Annotated in this window: 5 protein-coding genes; 3 read left to right on the forward strand and 2 right to left on the reverse strand. The window is 64.3% G+C overall.

Translation table 11 applies throughout. The features are described from left to right. The first annotated feature begins 108 nt into the window (after positions 1–108). On the forward strand, positions 109–894 hold the full coding sequence (locus tag RhoBH5_RS01030) for an SDR family oxidoreductase (RefSeq protein ID WP_218695031.1): 786 nt from the start codon (positions 109–111) through the stop codon (positions 892–894). Between the two features lie 10 nt (positions 895–904). Beyond that, positions 905–2,035 (forward strand): lycopene cyclase family protein, encoded by a 1,131-nt coding sequence (locus tag RhoBH5_RS01035; protein ID WP_270007858.1) that lies wholly within the window; start codon positions 905–907, stop codon positions 2,033–2,035. A 14-nt stretch (positions 2,036–2,049) separates the two neighbouring features. On the opposite strand, the gene RhoBH5_RS01040 is transcribed toward RhoBH5_RS01035, so the two are convergent. Continuing rightward, positions 2,050–3,021, reverse strand: coding sequence for an alpha/beta hydrolase (locus RhoBH5_RS01040; RefSeq protein WP_270007859.1), 972 nt, complete (start codon positions 3,019–3,021; stop codon positions 2,050–2,052). Between the two features lie 148 nt (positions 3,022–3,169). On the opposite strand from RhoBH5_RS01040, the gene ku reads away from it, so the two are divergent. Continuing rightward, positions 3,170–4,009, forward strand: a complete 840-nt coding sequence (ku, locus tag RhoBH5_RS01045; protein WP_442972445.1) for a non-homologous end joining protein Ku — start codon at positions 3,170–3,172, stop codon at positions 4,007–4,009. A 1-nt stretch (position 4,010) separates the two neighbouring features. Here the strand turns inward: ku and RhoBH5_RS01050 are convergent, their stop codons facing one another. Beyond that, positions 4,011–18,311: a non-ribosomal peptide synthetase gene (locus RhoBH5_RS01050; protein WP_270007860.1), complete on the reverse strand. Its 14,301-nt coding sequence runs from the start codon at positions 18,309–18,311 to the stop codon at positions 4,011–4,013. Between the last annotated feature and the right edge of the window lie 243 nt (positions 18,312–18,554).

The raw sequence follows: 18,554 nt of genomic DNA on the forward strand, positions 1-18,554 counted from the left end.
ACGAATACGGGTAAACAATGCCTGACTACAGACACAAGAACTATCGATTTTACCGTGACCTGACGGTCGTTCCGACCAGCAGCGTGTGAGTCCGCTAACGTTCGGGACATGACTAGCGAAAACAGCACTCGTCCTCGCGACCTCGAAGGCCGTGCCGCCATCGTCACCGGCGCAAGTCGCGGAATCGGCAAAGCTGTCGCCGCCGAACTCCTCGCTCGCGGTGCCGACGTCTTGATCACAGCCCGCAAGCCGGAGCCCCTCGATGCCGCCGCATCCGAGCTGTCCGCTCTGGGGCACGGCGGAAAGGTCGTCGCATTCGCGGGCAACGCAGCCGATGCCGAAGCCCGCTCCGGTGCCGTCGACCGCGCCGTGTCCGAATTCGGTTCACTCGACATTCTGGTCAACAACACCGGAATCAACCCCGTCTTCGGTTCGCTCATGGAAGCGGACCTCGACGCCGTGCGCAAGATCTTCGACGTGAATGTGGTTGCCGCCCTCGGGTACGTCCAACAAGCACATCGGGCATGGATGGGCGAACACGGTGGAGCCGTCGTGAACCTGGCAAGTGTGGCCGGGATCCGGTCGACGGGCGTCATCGCCGCGTACGGCGCGTCGAAGGCTGCGCTCATCCGCCTGACGGAAGAACTGGCCTGGCAACTGGGACCGAAGATTCGTGTCAACGCCGTAGCTCCCGGGATCGTCAAGACGCAGTTCGCGGCAGCCCTGGTCGCTGCCGGCGAGGACAAGGCGTCGGCGGGCTACCCGATGAAGCGGCTCGGCACCCCCGAGGACGTTGCCGGCTTGGTCGGCTTCCTCGTCTCCGACGCGGCGGCGTGGATCACGGGCGAAACGGTCCGGGTCGACGGCGGTCTGCTCGCAACGGGATCGATGTAGTGCGCCAGTCGTGAGCACAGACAACTCCTCCGCCGACGTGGTGATCGTCGGTGGCGGCCCGGCCGGGCGGGCACTCGCCACCCGCTGTATCGCCCGGCAACTCACCGTCGTCGTTGTCGATCCGCATCCCCATCGGGTGTGGACGCCGACCTATTCGGCGTGGGCTGACGAGCTGCCGTCGTGGCTGCCGGTCGATGTGATCGCAAGCCGGATCGAACGCCCGAGCGTGTGGACCCGCAGACAGAAAACGCTTGACCGCGCATATTGCGTATTGAATACATCTTTACTGCAATCATTTCTCTCGGGCACATCCGTACAGTTCAGAGCCTTGCGTGCTCAAACACTGTCCCCTACCGCCGTCCTGTGCGTGGACGGATCGCAGCTGACAGGTTCCGTCGTCATCGACGCCCGGGGTACCGAACTGACGGTGACAACCGCCCAGCAGACCGCCTTCGGAGTGATCGTCGACCGCGCTCTGGCCGATCCGATTCTGGGTGGTGGCGAAGCCTGGTTCATGGACTGGCGAACAGACAACGGCGCCTCCGACGCCGACACTCCGTCGTTTCTCTATGCGGTCCCACTCGATGACGAGCGAGTTCTCCTCGAAGAGACCTGCCTCGTCGGCCGGCCGGCGTTGGGGCTCCGCGAACTCGAAGCGCGTCTGCGCACCCGACTTCACAATCGGGGCTGCGAAGTCCCCGACGACGCACCGGTAGAGCGGGTCCGTTTTGCAGTCGAAGGCCCGAAGGAGTCGTTCCCCGACGGTGTACTCCGTTTCGGCGGGCGAGGCGGTCTGATGCATCCGGGAACCGGATACAGCGTTGCCTCGTCACTCGCCGAGGCAGACGCTGTCGCCAAAGCAATCGCCGACGGTGGAGATCCCAACGCGGCGCTCTGGCCGCGGTCGGCCAAGGCGGTGTATGCCCTTCGCCGCGTTGGCCTGAACGCACTTCTCACCCTCGGCTCGAGAGAGGTCGCGACATTCTTCGACACGTTCTTCGATCTACCGGTCGAGGCTCAGCGGTCCTACCTGTCCGATCGGCGGGACGCGTCCGCGACGGCGAAGGTGATGGCAACCCTGTTCCGATCGTCACCGTGGCACGTCCGAAAGACGTTGATGCGCGCGCCGTTTCTGAGGTGAGCACTCCGGACCGACTACTGCGCTCCCATCGAGCCGGCGATCATCGGCCAGGAATTGTGTAGGTCGTCCTGCCAGTAGCCCCACGAGTGGGTTCCGGTCGGCTTGAAGTCGAAGGTCGCGGGGATGCCCAGTGCGTTCAGTCGGTCCGCCAAGCCGTGCGTGCACCCGTTGACCGCGGATTCGATGATGCCGCCGACGACGATCTGATTCAGGAGCGCTCCGGGATTTCCGTTCACATCGGGCGCCTGAAGGTTGTCGTGCGGACCTGGCAGCCCGGATCCGGTGGAAACGTACAGTGCGGTCCCCCGCAACTTCTCCGCGTTCACGACCGGATCGTTCTCGCGCCACCCCGGACCGTCGAACGGTCCCCACATGTTTGTCGGATCAGCGCCACCCCGCGCGCCGACCACCAACCGCACATAGTCCTGACCCGGCTGGGTGGAAGTCTCCGCGCACCCGCTGTAGGCCCCGACACTCCGATAAAGGCCTGGTGCCGAGATCGCGAGATTGAGTACCGACGTCGCCGTCATCGAAATCGCCGCGATGGAGTTGACCCTATTGGTACCGAACTGCGCATCGATGACGGGCGGCAGTTCGCGAGTGAGGAACGTCTGCCACTTGTTGCGCCCGAGTACGGGATCGTCTTTCTGCCAGTCGGTGTAGTAGCTGAACGCTCCTTCCAGCGGCGTCACGACGTTGACGTTCTTGTCGGCGAAGAAGTCCAGGACATCGGTCCGTCCTTCCCACGTTGCACTGTCCTCGCCACCACCGGCGCCGTTGAGCAGATACAACGTGGGCCGTGGGGCGCTCGTGTCGGCGGGGAGGATCACCTCGAGTGGAATGTCGCGGCCCATCGCATCGGAGTGGACGCTGATGGTTACGGTGCGTGCCGGATCTGCGTTCGCGGGCCAAGGCGCAAACAGCAGTGGAACCAGTGAAATCGCCAGCGCCGCGGTGACGCGTCGACGGTAGGTTCGGATTCTCATCGGAGCGTCCCCCCAGGTGTGCGAGTCGGGTTCTCGAAGCGGATACCCGCTCGATACGCCCCGAACCGACCCATCCACACGCAACGGTTCGGGATCAACCGTGATCGTTGCCTCGCGCAAACGGCCGGCGGCGACCATCATGGGAGGCATGCGCTCGATTTGGAAAGGCTCGATAGCCTTCGGTCTGGTCAACGTCCCGGTCAAGGTGTACTCGGCGACCGAGGACCACGACATCCGATTTCACCAGGTCCATGCAAAAGACGGTGGCCGCATCAAGTACAACCGTGTGTGTTCCGAGTGCGGAAACACGGTTCAGTTCGCGGACATCGACAAGGCGTACGACTCGGAAGACGGATCGCGCGTCATCTTGAGCGACGAGGACTTCAACAAACTCCCGGCTGCGGAGAAGCACGAGATTCCGGTGCTGGAATTCGTGGCGAACGATCAGATCGATCCGATCTTGTTCGAGAAGAGTTACTTCCTCGAACCCGATTCGGCGTCGCCGAAGGCGTACGTCCTGCTTTCGACTGTGCTCACCGAGAGTGATCGAACGGCACTGGTGCATTTCACGCTGCGACAGAAGACGCGCCTGGCCGCGATGCGCGCTCGCGACGGCGTCCTGGTGATCCAGACGTTGCTGTGGCCCGACGAAGTTCGCGCAGCAGAGTTCCCTTCCCTCGACGACGCGGAGAAGCCGAAGGCGAAGGAACTGAAGATGGCGCAGACGCTGGTCGAGAGCATGGCGGGCGATTTCGATCCGACCGAGTTCACCGACGACTACCAGCTCCAACTGAGGCAGTTGCTCGACGAGATGATCGAGAACGGCGGCAAGAAGGTCATCCCGGCCGCCGAGGTCGACCAAGAGGGCACCGACGCAGAGGTGGTGGACCTGGTTGCCGCACTGCAGCGCAGTGTGGACGAAGCGAAGTCGAACGCCTCCAAGGCCGGCTCGTCGAAGTCTACGACGCCGAGGAAGAAACGAGCCTGAGTCAGCCGCGCACGTCTTGGACCTCGATCAGAGCGTCGAACTCTGCGTCGACGTCCGGGGCCGCGTGACGACCCGTTCCGACCGCAAGGTTGATCACGGGTCCGATCGCCTCCAGACCTGCCTCGGTGAACATTTCGGCGTGTGACGTGGGCACCGGACGGTCGATGATCACCCCGGAGACGAACGGTCGCCACGCCGACGCGGTTCGCAGCGGGTCGAAGGTGTCGGCGTGTGCCGAGAAGAACAGCAGATCGCCCACGAACTTGCCCGGGCGGTATCGGTGAGCCAGTTCGGCGCCTGCGGAGTATTCCTCGAACAGTCGCTCGATTCGATCGCTCGAGACCAAGGGGTGATCGCCGATGGCTTCGCGCAAGAGTGCTTCGGCGTCCTCGGGTGTCAGATCACGCTCGCCGGTGTCCGGGACCGAGATCCCCAACCCGCCGATCAGTTCGGCGAGAGAAGGCTGCGCGCCCGCCATCGTCGGGTCTTCGAGAACGAAGCTGTCGAGCAGAATCAGGTCGGCGACGCTCTCACCCGCGGCTTGCAACTGCACCGCCGCCGCGTGAGCGATCAATCCGCCGATCGACCACCCCAGCAGGTGATACGGACCGTGCGGCTGAACTCCGCGAATTTCCTCGACGTACCGCGCCGCGAAGTCCTCGATCAGCTCCGCCCGAAATTCGGAGTCCGTCAGGACCGGCGACTGCAGGCCGTAGAGCGGCCGGCTGGAGTCGACGTAGCGATCGAGCGCTCCGTAGCACCAGGCCAATCCGATGGCCGGATGGATGCAGAACAGTGGCTCGGCGCGGCCTTCCGGACGTAGTGGCAGGACTACCGCAAGTGCGGAGGTATCCGCGTCACTTGTCACAACTGTTGCCTCGAGTTCGAAGAGTCTGCGCGCCAATGCCTCCGGAGTCGGGTCGGAGAATATCCACGCGACGGGGACGGTCATGCTGGTGCGTTCTTTGATGGCAGCGACCAAACGCGTTGCCATGAGTGAGTTGCCGCCGAGTTCGAAGAAACTCGAATCGGCGTACGTGTCTACGTCGGCCAGATCGAGTACCTCTGCGAAAGCAGCGCAGATCGCGATCTCGTCGCTGCCTTCCGGACTGCGTCCACTCGGCGACTCCCAGTTGGGAGCAGGCAAAGCGCTGCGATCGAGCTTGCCCGCCGGTGTGATCGGGACTGCGCCGATCACGACAACAGCGGACGGGATCATGTGCGCAGGCAGCGATATACCTGCGTGACGGCGTAGCGCGGCGGCGTCGAAGTCCGCATGTGCCGGGACGACGTACGCGACGATCCGAGCGTCGACGCCCTCCCCGACGACGACGCTGACAGCCGAATGCACGGACGCTTCCGCTGCCAGCACCGCGTCGATTTCTCCGAGTTCGATTCGGAACCCTCGGATCTTGACCTGGTGGTCTGCGCGTCCGAGGTAGATCAGTGCCCCTGAGCGATCTTCGCGCACAAGATCCCCGGTGCGGTACATGCGAGCGCCTTCGGGTCCATGCGGGTCGGCGACGAAGCGCGCGGCTGTGAGTGCGGGGTTGCCGAGGTACCCGCGGGCGAGACCGTCGCCGCTGACGTAGAGCTCACCGACGACCTGGCCGGGAACCGAGTGCAGTCGGGAATCGAGAATCATCGCGTCCACGCCGCGGATCGGGCCGCCGATCGTCACGGGCTCCCCCGCGACCAGCGAATCACTGATGGTGACGGCGACGGTGGCCTCGGTCGGGCCGTACGCGTTGAACATTCGGCGCCCCGGGGCCCACCGAGATACGAGGTCGGCGGAACAGGCGTCGCCGCCGACGACGACGGCTCCGAGATGGTCGAGCCCGGCGGGATCGACAGTCGCCAAGGCGGCTGGAGTCACGAAAGCATGGGTGATCGTCTGCTCGTCGAGCAGTTCGTGCAATTCGACACCGCCGAGAACTGTCGGAGGCGCTATCACCATCGTTGCGCCGGCGCCGAAAGCCAGAAGGAGCTCGAGAACCGACGCGTCGAAGCTCGTCGAGGCGAAGCTCAGAGCGCGAGAGTGCGCGGTGACGCCGAAACGCTCCCGCTGTTCGTCGGCAAACGCTGCCAGTCCCGCGTGAGTGACCAACACGCCCTTGGGTTTTCCTGTCGAGCCCGAGGTGTAGATCAAGTAGGCCGGGTTGTCGAACTCGAGTGGCGCGTCCGGCAGTGTCTCGGAATGGACTGCCTCGATTTCGGTGGTGAATTCGATCGCATCCAACTCGATCCACGATGTGACGCCAGGAAGGTCGGCCGCATACTCGCCCCTGGTGATACCGAGTACCGCTCCACTGTCGGTGAGCATGTGCTCGATCCGCTCGGCGGGGTACGCCGGATCCACGGGAAGAAACACTCCGCCGGCTTTCGCTACGGCCCAGAGCGCGATCACGTAGTCGGCCGACCTCGGAAGCGCCAGTGCCACCATCATTTCCGGCGCTATTCCGCGAGCGATCAACGCAAACGCCATAGCGTCGGAGCGTCGGTCGAGTTCGCCGTACGTGAGCGTGACGGATGTGGCGACGTCGACGATTGCCGGAGCGTGCGGATCGGCAGCGCCGCGAAGCAGCAACTCCGGCAAGGTCAAAGCATCGCCGGCCGGACGTCCGGGCAACGCACGCAGGCGACGTCCCGCAAGATCCACGTCACCGACGACGGCGGAGGGCTGGGCAGTCAGTGTCTCGACGATCGTTTCCAGCATCACTGCAAACGACTCCGCCGTATCGGTGTCGAAGAGATCCTTCGCGTAGGTGAGGGAGGCCTCGTAGCCGCCGCCTTCCTCCGCGGTCTGTTCGACAACGGTGAACTGCAGGTCGTACTTGGCGATGTCCGGTGTGATCTCGTGGGCACGAACGGCAAGTCCAGGCAGGTCCCACGTCGTCGGGTGGGCGCCGTGGAACGAGATCATCGTCTGGAACACCGGATGACGGTCGGTGCTCCGGGTCGGCGCCACCACGTCCACGACCTGCTCGAACGGAATGTCCGCGTGGGCGAAGGCGTCGAGATCGACGGAGCGGACAGTACGCAGAACGTCGACGAACGTCGACCCGGGATCGACCGTCGTGCGCAGTCCGACCGTGCCCACGAACATTCCCACGAGGTCGTCGAGAACTCGGTGTCCTCGCCCGCCGACCGGAGATCCGATCACGATGTCGGTGCTTCGACTCAGCCTGGACAGCAGGACGGCATAGGCAGCGTGCAGCACCATGAACGGCGTCGCCGCATTGGCTCCGGCAACCGCCTCGACCGCGATCCGGGTGTGCGCCGGAAGCGAGACCGCGGTGTGGGCACCGCTCAACGACTGGGTGAGCGGACGCGCTCGATCGCTCGGAAGGTCGATCAATTCAGGTGCGCCCCGCAACGTCTCCCGCCAGTACGACGCCTGTGCCCCGAGCACGCTCTCGGATTCGTTCACCGAGCCCAGCGCTTCCCGCTGCCAGATGGCGAAGTCCGCGTAGTGCACTTCGAGCGGGGTGAACTCGGGAGCGTGTCCCGAACTTCTCGCGACGTAGGCGGTGAGCACGTCCTTCATCAACGGCGCGATCGACCATCCGTCCGCCGCGATGTGGTGGATCACGATGACAAGTGTGTGGTGCTGCGGCGTCGATTCGAGCAGGAGCGCGCGAACGGGAGCTTGGGTCGTGATGTCGAATCCACGCGACGCGAATTCTCTGGCGAGCTCTGCCGGTTCACGGGTGTCCGCATTTCCGTACTCGAGCGAGGTGAATGCATCCTGGATCACCTGGTGTGGACCGGAGTCGGAGTCGGGGAACACCGTGCGCAGGATTTCGTGCCTTTCGATCACGTCGAGGACCGCAGCTTCGAGGGCCGGCACGTCGAGTGCACCGTCGAGGGAGATCGCAGCAGGGACGTTGTACGCGGGTGAGCCGGGATCCATCTGGTTGAGGAACCAGATGCGTGCTTGCGCGTAGGACAGCGGAATTCGCTCGGGGCGGTCTACGGCGGTGATCGGTGGAAGCGTCTTCGCCCCGGCGGATGTGTCGAGCGCAGTGGCAAGTTCCCGAATTTCGGGGTGCTCGAACAGCATTCGGACAGGCACCTGCCTGCCCAACGACTCGCCGAGTCGCTGGGCCAGTCTGGTGGCGAGCAGTGAGTTGCCACCGAGTTCGAAGAAACTGTCCGACGCACTGATCTGGTCGATACCCAGCAGTTCCGCCACGACGCCGGCAACCTGGAGTTCGGTCGCGGTCGTCAGCGGCTCGACACTTCGCTCGGACGAACGCAGTGTCGGCGCCGGCAATGCCGATCGGTCGAGCTTCCCGACGGGGGTCAGCGGTACGTGATCGATCGGGGTGATCGCCGACGGCACCATGAAGGCGGGCAGTGAGCGGCGCGCATGGCTCAGCAACTCGTCCATCTCGACCGCATCGGCACCGAGCACTACGTACGACGCCAACATCGTCTCACCGGAAGCTGCGTCGACGCCCACGGTGACCGCGAACTCGACGCCGGGGTAAGTGCTGAGGACGGAGTCGATCTCGCCCAGTTCGATGCGGAATCCGCGCACTTTCACCTGGTGATCGGAGCGTCCGACGTATTCGATCGTCTCGAGCGGCGTCCACCGAACCAAGTCACCGGTCCGGTACATGCGGGTGCCGGCCGGGCCGAACGGCGCTGCCACGAATCGCGTCGCCGTCAAGGCGGGTTGGTCGAGGTAGCCGCGGGCAAGTCCCAGGCCGGCGATGTAGAGCTCACCGGTGACCCCGACGGGTACCGGCTGAGCCGAGCCGTCGAGAATTACCGCGGACACGCCGCGGACGGGCCCGCCGATGGTCACGGTCTCCCCCACGCTCAAGGCATCACTGATGCAGACCATGACGGTGGTTTCGGTCGGCCCGTAGCCGTTGAACAATCGGCGACCCGGTGCCCACTTACGGACAAGTTCGGGTGGGCATGCCTCGCCACCGACAACGATCGACTGCAGGACGTCCAGCCCGGTGGGATCGACCGAGGCCAGCGCTGCCGGTGTGATGAACGCGTGGGTCACCTGGTGATCGGTGACCAATTCGGCTAGGTCCTGGCCGCCGTAAACGTCGGGAGAGGCGATCACCATCGTCGCGCCTTCACCGACTGCGAGCAGCAGTTCGAGGATGGATGCGTCGAAGCTCGGTGAGGAGAAGTGCAGCGTCCGCGACTGCGCCGAGATGGCGTAACGCGCCGTCTGCTCGGCCGCCAACGCGCTCAGGCCACGATGAGTGACGCTGACGCCCTTGGGCTTTCCCGTCGATCCGGAGGTGTAGATGATGTAGGCGAGGTTGTCGATTCGGATCGGCGCGGCCGGAACCGGCTGCCCGACACCGTCGCCGTGGATGTCGTCCATTGTCATCCACGGAACCGGGCGGGGCAGTGATTCGATCACCGCTTCCGTCGTCACTCCGCGAGTGGCTCCGGAGTCGGTGAGCATGTGCAGAATGCGATCGGCGGGGTATCGCGGATCGACCGGAACAAACGCGGCGCCGGTCAAGGAAACGCCCCACAAGGCGACGATCGAGTCGATCGAGCGCGGAATCGCGATCGCCACAATGTCTTCGGCACCGATCCCTTCCGTGGTCAGACGGCGGGCAAGTGCCGATGCACGGGCGAAGAGATCTCGGTAGAGCACGGTGGTGTCACCGGATCGAAGGGCCACCGAATCGCCTGAACGGGTGGCGGTCCGCGTCAATATTTCGGCCAAGGTGCGCGAACTGGTCCACGCCGGACCTCGTACCGGCATCAGCGACGCCCGCTCGAGGGTGCTGAGGAAATCTAGGTCGTCGATCGCGGCGTCCGGATCTGCGGCGACGGCGCGGGCCACCGACTGCACACGCGCGGCGATCGTTTCCGCGGTGGCAATGTCGAAGAGCGCCTCGGCGAACCTGAGCGACCCGGTGATCTCGGTCTTCTCGGAATCGCCTGCCAGCAGGGTGAACTCGAGGTCGAACTTCGCGACGGATGGTTCGAGTGCTTGCGCTTCGAGATGCGCGTCGTGGACCGTGACCTGCGGCGAAACCACGTTCTGGTGATAGGACAGCATGACCTGGAACATGGGGTGTCGCGTAGTCGACCGGTCGAGATCGAAGGCGTCGACCAGCACCTCGAAGGGCAGCTCGGGGTGCGCAAAGGCGGCAAGGTCGCGTTCACGGACGACCTCGAGCAGAGAGGTGAACGGCGCTCGGTGATCGACCGGCGTGCGAAGCGGTACCGAATTGACGAACATCCCGATCAGGGAATCCAGCTCGGGTCGCCCGCGGCCTGCCACCGGGGTGCCGACCACCACGTCGTCGGTTGCACCGAGACGCGCGAGAACAACCGCCAGGATCGCGTGTACGACCATGAACTGCGTCGAGCCACTGCGCCTCGCCAAGGCGGCGAGACGCTCCCCGGTCGCCGCGTCGATGACGATCGGCACCGATCCCACGGCGGTCGTGGAGACAGATCCGCGTGGGCGATCGACCGGTAGCAGTACCTCGTCCGGGGCACCAGCCATGGCAGTGGTCCAGAAGGTCAGTTCGCGGGCAACCAGAGACTCCTGGTCGCCGACCTGTCCGAGCGAGTCTTGCTGCCACACCGCGTAGTCGGCGTACTGCACGTCGAGCGGTGTGAAAACCGGGGCGTCTCCGACGACGCGTGCGGAATACGCCGCGACGAAATCTGTCGCAAAGGGAGTCAGGGACCAGCCGTCGAAGGCGATGTGGTGGATGACGACGACCAGTACGTGAGCGCCGGCGTCCTCGCGCACCAGCATGGCCCGAATCGGCAGATCCGAACCGAGATCGAACCCACGCGCCGCGAACTCCGTCGTCGCCGCGTCCACACCTTCGGATCCGCGGTAGCGCTCGACGGAGAACTGCACGTCGGAAATTGCTCGGATGACCTGGCTCGGGCCGTCGGTGCTGTCGACGTAGATCGTTCGAAGCACCTCATGGCGTGCAATGACGTCCGCAAGCGCCTCCTCGAGTGCATCGCCGTGGATGTCTCCGGTGATGCGGATCGCGAACGGAATGTTGTAGACCGCGGAATGGGGGTCGAAGCGATTGACGAACCACAGGCGCTGTTGCGCGGCGGAGAGCGGTAGGCGGTCCGGCCGAGCACCGGCGCTCAGGGCAGGTCGATCGTCTGATGCTTCGGCGCTCGCCGCCAGACGTGCAGCGAGCGCTTCGACGGTCGGTGCTTCGAAGATCGAGCGCACGTCCACGGTGAGTCCCGTCGCTGCGCTCAACCGCGCGGACACCTGCGTCGCGACGAGCGAGTTGCCCCCGAGATCGAAGAAGCTGTCTCCGGCCCGGACCTCGGGCACGTCGAGCAGTGAAGCGAACACGTCGGCAACGGTGCGTTCGAGTCCGGCCTCGGGTTCACGGCCCGTTCCGAGGATTTCGCGCGGTATCGGCGTCGGCAACGCTCTGCGATCGAGTTTGCCGACCGGAGTCAACGGAATGGCGTCGATCGGGGTGATCGACGACGGAATCATGTACCGCGGCAGCGTGTCGGCGAGTCCCACGAACAGCGACTCGATATCAGCGTCGCCGCTCAGCAACACGTACGACGCCAGAGTGGTACCCGCGGCGGATTCGACGGGAATCGTCGTGGCGAACTGGACGAGAGGGGAATCCATCAGAGCAGCGTCGATCTCGCCGAGTTCGACGCGGAACCCGCGGATCTTGAGCTGATGATCGCTGCGGCCCACGTAGCGAAGGGTCAGGTCCTTGGTCCAGCGGACCAGGTCACCGGTTCGGTACATCCGGGCACCGGGCGTCGAGTACGGATGCGCGACAAACCGATCCGAGGTCAGCGCGGGACGAAGGTGGTAACCACGTGCAAGGCCCGGCCCACCGATGTACAGCTCGCCGACGCCGCCGATCGGGACCGGTTGCAGCCGAGAGTCGAGCACCACGGCGTCGATTCCGCGGATGGGACCGCCGATGGTGATCGGCTCCCCCGGTGAGAGTGGGTCACTGATGGCAACCATGACAGTGGTTTCGGTCGGACCGTATCCGTTGTGCAGTCTGCGCCCGTTGCCCCAGCTCGAGACCAATTCCGGCGTGCACACGTCGCCGCCGACGACTACGCATTCCAGTGCCGTCACGCCCGCCGGATCGACGGTCGCCAGCGCAGCCGGAGTGATGAAGGCATGAGTGACCTCGTGGCTTCGGAGGAACTCGCTCAACGCCTCCCCTCCGTAGATGTCGGGAGGGGCGATCACCATCGTCGCGCCGGTCGAACCGGCGAGCAGTAGCTCGAGTACGGCGCCGTCGAAGCTCGGTGACGCAAAATGCAGAGTTCGCGACCCGGCGGTGATCCGGTACCGATCCTGTTGTTCGCGAGCAAGATTGGCCAAACCCGCGTGAGTGACGACGGTGCCCTTCGGCACTCCGGTCGAGCCGGAGGTGTAGATGACGTACGCAGCCGACGCCGCAGTGATCGACGCTGTTCTGTCAGCGTCGTCGATGGCAGCGTCGGAGTAGGCGGCACATTCTGCAACCGTGTCCGCGTCGCCGAGGTCGATCCAGACTGCGACGTTCCCACCGGCTGCCGGACCGGCCGCAACCTCGGCGGACCGAATTCCGATCCGCACACCCGAATCCGCGAGCATGTGCGCAACTCGATCTGCGGGATAACGGGGATCGACCGGGACGAAAACGCCACCGGCTTTGGTGACCGACCAGACTGCGAGCACGGAGTCGACCGATCGGGCAACTGCCAGTGCGACCGGTGTCTCGGGGCCGACGCCCAGGTCCATGAGGTATCGAGCGATCCGATTCGATCGACGCTCCAGCTCCCCGTACGAGAGTGAGCGCTCGGAGTCTTCGAGGGCGATCGCGTCGGGATACGTCCTCGCGGTATCCCCGAGGATCTGCGCCAGCGTCGATTCGCCCACCGAAGCCACGCCGCGCCGCGGCAATATCGTGGCACTCTCCCGGGATCCGAGTACACGAAGATCACCAACCGGTGCAGTCGGTTCCGACACTGCCGATTCCACGAGGGTCACGAAGTTTCGCGCCAAGGATTCGACGGTCGCGTTGTCGAACAGGTCGGTGGAATAGGTGAACGTGGCATCGATTCCAGCTGCGGTCCCGGACTCGTGACGTTCGGTGACGGTGAGCTCGAGGTCGAACTTGGTCAGCCCCGTCTCGACTGCCCGCGCCGTCATCGACACCCCGGCCAGTTCGGCAGTGTGGGTGGTGGCTATCCGCGAGGTGATGGCCGCTTGAAAGACCGGGTGGTGCGCAGGCGAGCGGTCCAGTTCGAGCGCGTCCACGACGACGTCGAAAGGCACGTCCGCATTGTCGAAGGCATCCACGTCGACGGCCCTGACCTGTGACAGGTGTGCGGCAAACGTTACGTCCCGATCGACGACGGTCCGCAGGGCAAGAGTGTTGACGAACATGCCGACGAGCAGATCGAGAGATCTGTCCCCTCGCCCGGCCACCGGTGTTCCGATGACGATGTCGTCCGTGCCGCTGTACCTGGCCAGAAGCAGGGCGAAGCACGCGTGCAGGGCGATGAACGGCGTGGCGTCGTGATCGGCGGCAAGTACAACGAGCTTCTGATGCGTGGAAGCGCCGATTCTGATGTCGACTCCGGCTCCGCGCATGGTCGGGTCGAGTGCGCGCGGACGGTCCGTCGGCAGGTGGAGCTGCTCGGGTGCTCCTGCCAGCTGCCGCTTCCAGAACGTGATCTGTGAGTGGGCAAGCGATTCGGTGGATGCCGTGTCCCCGAGGTGTTCTCGGTGCCAGAGCGTGTAGTCGGCGTACTGCACTGGAAGCGGTGCCCACTGCGGGCTGTTGCCGCCGACGCGAGCGGCGTAAGCGCCGGTGAGATCAGCAGCCAACGGGGCGAGTGACCAACCGTCGGCCACCATGTGATGCAGAACCACTACGAGGACAGCTTCCTCCTCATCGCCTTCCTTCTCGGCGGCGACATTGATCAGCAGGTAGCGCACCGGACGTTCGCGGACCAGATCGAAACCGGCCGAAGAGAATTCGAAGATCACTCTCTCGAGGCTTCCGCGTTCCACGTCGATCGACTCGAGCCCTGCGATCCCCTCGCCCAGGCCCAGAACCTTCTGCGTCGCGTTGTCCCCGACCTGAGGAAACACGGTGCGTAGTGACTCGTGACGTGTCACGACGTCCACGATCGCGGCACTGAGTGCGTCGGGATCGACGGCGCCGCGCAACGACACCGCCAGTGGAATGTTGTACGCACCTGATTCCGGTGCCACGCGGTTCAGGAACCACAGTCGCTGCTGCGCGGGAGCGAGAGGCAGTACAGCCGGCCGGGCCACGACCTGAATACCGTCGGCGTCCGGGGTCTGTGCCGCACGCTCGATCGTCGCCGCGATCCCAGACACCGTGGGATGGTCGAAGAGTGCACGCAGCGGCATTTTAACCCCGGTGGCTTCGGTCAAGCGCGCTACCGCCGTCGTCGCTACCAGCGAGTTTCCGCCCAGATGGAAGAAATTATCGTCGAGTCCGAGCGGTCCACTACTCAGGATGTCAGCCAGAACCGCCGCAACCTTGCCCTCGGTCGGGGTCGTCGGGGGTCGGAAGACCTTGGTGGAGGCCAGGATAGGCGAAGGCAGCGCACGCCGGTCCAGTTTTCCGTTGGTGGTCAACGGAATCGAATCGAGGACCATGAAGGCATCGGGAACCATGTAGGTCGGGAGGGCTTCGGCGGCGTGAGCTCGGAGGGCGTCGGCGTCCACGACGTCGGAAGCGGTCACATAGGTCACGAGAGCGCCGCCCGCCGGCGTCGGAGCCACGACGGTCACGGCATCGTCGATTCCCGGCGCGCTGAGGATGACGGAGTCGATTTCGCCGAGTTCGATCCGGAATCCGCGGATCTTGACCTGCGCGTCGCCGCGTCCGAGGTACTCGAGTTGTCCGGGCGCAATCCATCGTGCGCGGTCGCCGGACCGGTACAACCGTCGTCCGCCGGCATTGAACGGATCGGCGACGAACCGGCCCGCGGTGAGGTCTGGACGGCCCAGATAGCCACGGGCGAGTTGACCGCCCGCGACATAGATCTCCCCCGCGATCCCCACCGGGACCGGGGAGAGATGCTCGTCGAGCAGGTACACACGAAGTCCGTCGATCGCGTCACCGATCCGGCTGCCGGTCAGCGCACTCGCGCTCGCCCGGTCGAGTTCGAGATGGGTGACGTGCACCGTCGTCTCGGTGATGCCGTACATGTTGACGAGTGCAGGCGCGGATTCCGTGTGACTTTCGTACCCCGGGTGATTGTCGTACCAGCGCCCGAGTCGACGCAGGTCCAAGGCTTCGCCACCGAAGATCACGTACCGGAGCCGGGTCTCCGAATCGGCTCGAAGGTCGGCTTCGATGTACTGGTAGAAGGCCGAGGGCGTCTGATTGAGCACGGTGACGCCTTCTGCGGCGACCAGCGCCCGGAAGGCGTCAGGGTCGCGTGATACCTCGTGATCGACCAGGACCAGCGTTCCGCCGTGGAGCAGCGCGCCCCACAGTTCCCACACCGAGAAGTCGAAGGCGAACGAGTGGAACATCGTCCACACGTCGTTGCCGTCGAATCCGAATTCGACGTGCGTGTTCTCGAACAATCGCACCACGGTGGCGTGGGTGACGGAGACGCCCTTGGGTCGGCCCGTCGACCCCGAGGTGTAGATCACGTACGCCAGATTGTCGGCTCCGTGTCCGCGCGGGCGCTCATCGGTTTCCAGACTCTCACCGGAGTACTCGTCGGACTCGACCCCGACGACCACCACGTCAGAGTTCGGGAAGGCGGAGTTCGGGAAAGTGGAGTTCGGGAAAGTGGAATCGGAGATGACGCACACCGGTTGCGCATCCTCGACCACATACGCCAAACGCTCGGCGGGGTGCGCACCATCGAGTGGGAGGTATCCGCCGCCGGCCTTCACTACCGCGACAGCGGCAACGATCATGTCCACGGATTTCGGCAGCATGATTCCGACCAACGACTCGGATCGCACGCCATGATCGACGAGCTTGCGCGCCAACTGATTCGATCGTCGATCGAGTTCGCGGTACGACACGCGCTCGCTACCTGCGACAACGGCGATCGCTTCCGGGGTCGCCTGAATGCGGTCGGAAAGGATCTCGGAGAGCGTTCGGACCGGGGTAATCGGCAGAACGGGCGGCACCAGCGCCTGGCGCGCGTCCGGGCGCAGTAGATCCACTGAGCCGAGCGCCGAGTGCGGAGCACCGACCATCGCGGTCAAGATTCGTAGATAACGGTCGGCGAGGTCCTCGGCTTGCTCCTTCGTGCCGAGCCAATCCAGAACACCGGAGATCGGCTGATCGAAATCGGCATGCTCACCAGTCGGAATCGCCAGGGAGACAAACAGTTCCGGCACGGTGGCCAGATCCGATCCGATAGGCGCACCGACCATGAGCCCCGGAAATCTCGGGTGAGCATCCAGCGGCTCCTCGAAACAGACCATCGCCCGGAACAACGGGCCCGTCTCGACCCAGCGGCCGTCACCGAGTGCGGCGGTCACCGAAGACAGAAGAATGTCTGCGTGTTCGAGAGCTTCGATTGCGACGGTGTCCACCGCACCGACCAGGTCGGTGAGCGTCATGGTGTTCGACACCGTCGAGCGAAGCACCAACTGGTTGGCGAACATCGAGACGAAATCGTCCGGATTGGAGGCGCCGTACCCTCGGACCGAGACGCCGATCGACACCTCGTCGGCCGAACCGACGCGGCGCAGCAGTCCGGCCATCGCAGACTGGAACAGCACGAACAGACTCGTGTTCATCGTCGTCGCCATCGTCTCGAGGCTCCGGCAGAGGCCTGCCTCGATCTCGAGGGGCGTGGACGTTCGACCGGTTCCGGCGACGACCGGCAAACCCAGTTCCTCGGCGGGGTTCGACAAGGTCGCAGACCAGTACTCGACGTTGCGGGCGTGTTGGACTTCGGCGATCCATTTCCCCGCGGCGTCGGGGTCGATGTCCATCAATCGAGTTCCCGATTCTGCGGCGCAGAATAATTCGAGGAATTCGAGGAAACGCCGGTGGTGACGCGAGATGTCCTCGTTGGTGTACAGGTCTGGGTTCGCGGCGAAGTCGATCTGGATCTCTTCGGCTGCGGAAGTCTGATAGACGTTGACGGAGAGGTCTTCGATCGGCCCGGTCGAGATCACGTTCAGTTCGCCGTGCGCGTCCCCGAGAGTGATTCCGGAATGGAACAGCATGAGGTTGATCAACGGCCCGTGGAAGCCTCGTCCGTCGGCGATGCTGTGATCACCGGCGTTGAGGTCGCGTCGTAGGTCCTCGTGGCGGTACTTCTGATGACGCAGTGCGCCGGTGAGTTCGATCTTCACCTCGTGCATCAGGTCCCCGACCGCGAAATGCGGATCGACGCTCGCACGTATCGGGACGACGTTCGACATCATTCCGCCGGACCTGCGAGCAGCTTTTGTCGTCCGCCCCGAGACCGGCAGGCTGAGGACCACGTCGCGGGTCCCGGTGGCCCGGGCGAGGTAAGCCGCCAGAGCACCGATCACCACTGACGACGTCGTCACATCGTGGGCGGAGGCCAGCCGTTCGAGGGAGCTCCGCAGTTCCGTAGGTACCGTCGCCGACCGTAGGCGAGACCATGCCTGCGACGGAGCAGTCGAGGACGCGAGCGAGGTTCCGCCCGGTTTGTCGGCCATCTTGGTGTTCCAGTAGTCGCGATCGCGCTCCCACCGCGTGGAGCCCAGATAGTCGGCCTCTGCCTTCACCAACGATTGGAGGGGGGCAGTTACCGCTGGGGGAACTGGTAGATCGCGCACCACAGCGGTGTAGATCTCGGCTGTGCGGTTCATCATCGACATCGCGCCGAAACCGTCGAGCGCTACGTGATGAATACGGCTGTACCAGTAGTAATGGTCGTCGCGAAGCACCAGGACTGCCAGCCTGACCAGGCGATCGGTGAACGGATCGATGGCAGCAGTGTGCTCTCTGCGCATCCATTCCTGCGCTGCAGATTCCGGATCCGATTCGGCGCGAAGATCGACCACGTCGAGGGAGTCGTCCATGTCGAGATCGAGCCACTGACGCGCAACCCCGTCCACCTCGACCAGGCGCAGATATCCGGAGCCGATCTCACGGCCGGTCTGTTTGCTGGCAGCGGTCAGCAGCTCGATGTCGAGTGGGCCGTCCACGTCCACGTACTGAGCGATGCTGACGGGAATCTCGGGTCGAAGCTGTTGTGCGACAAGCAGGGAAAGTTGCGCGGCAGAAAGAGGGAAGGTGAGTTCGTCGTCCGGACGAGCTGCGGAAACGATTCCTCGGTCGGGACTGCCATCCACACGAATCTCCCTCTTACAACTTGATCATGATGCAAACAGGTTTATGCGTCCGCTGGACGCTTCGAACTGATCGGGGCACTTCGAAAATGAGACGAATACTTTGGAAAGCTCGGGTGGAAACTGGCAAATCGCCCGCCGGAGATCACATCGTGACAATCAGCTGCGATGTTACCGATCAGTCAGCTTCCAGCAAATATTCATCAAACAACCATTTGGGACTATTGTCCTGAATATCATGGCTAA

The organism is Rhodococcus sp. BH5 (assembly GCF_027583855.1).
Classification (GTDB): domain Bacteria; phylum Actinomycetota; class Actinomycetes; order Mycobacteriales; family Mycobacteriaceae; genus Rhodococcus_F; species Rhodococcus_F qingshengii.

Excerpts from the sequence above, each read along its gene's own strand:
- RhoBH5_RS01030 (WP_218695031.1), top strand. The coding sequence starts at position 109 with ATGACTAGCGAAAACAGCACTCGTCCTCGCGACCTCGAAGGCCGTGCC.
- ku (WP_442972445.1), top strand. The coding sequence starts at position 3,170 with ATGCGCTCGATTTGGAAAGGCTCGATAGCCTTCGGTCTGGTCAACGTC.
- RhoBH5_RS01040 (WP_270007859.1), bottom strand. The coding sequence starts at position 3,021 with ATGAGAATCCGAACCTACCGTCGACGCGTCACCGCGGCGCTGGCGATT.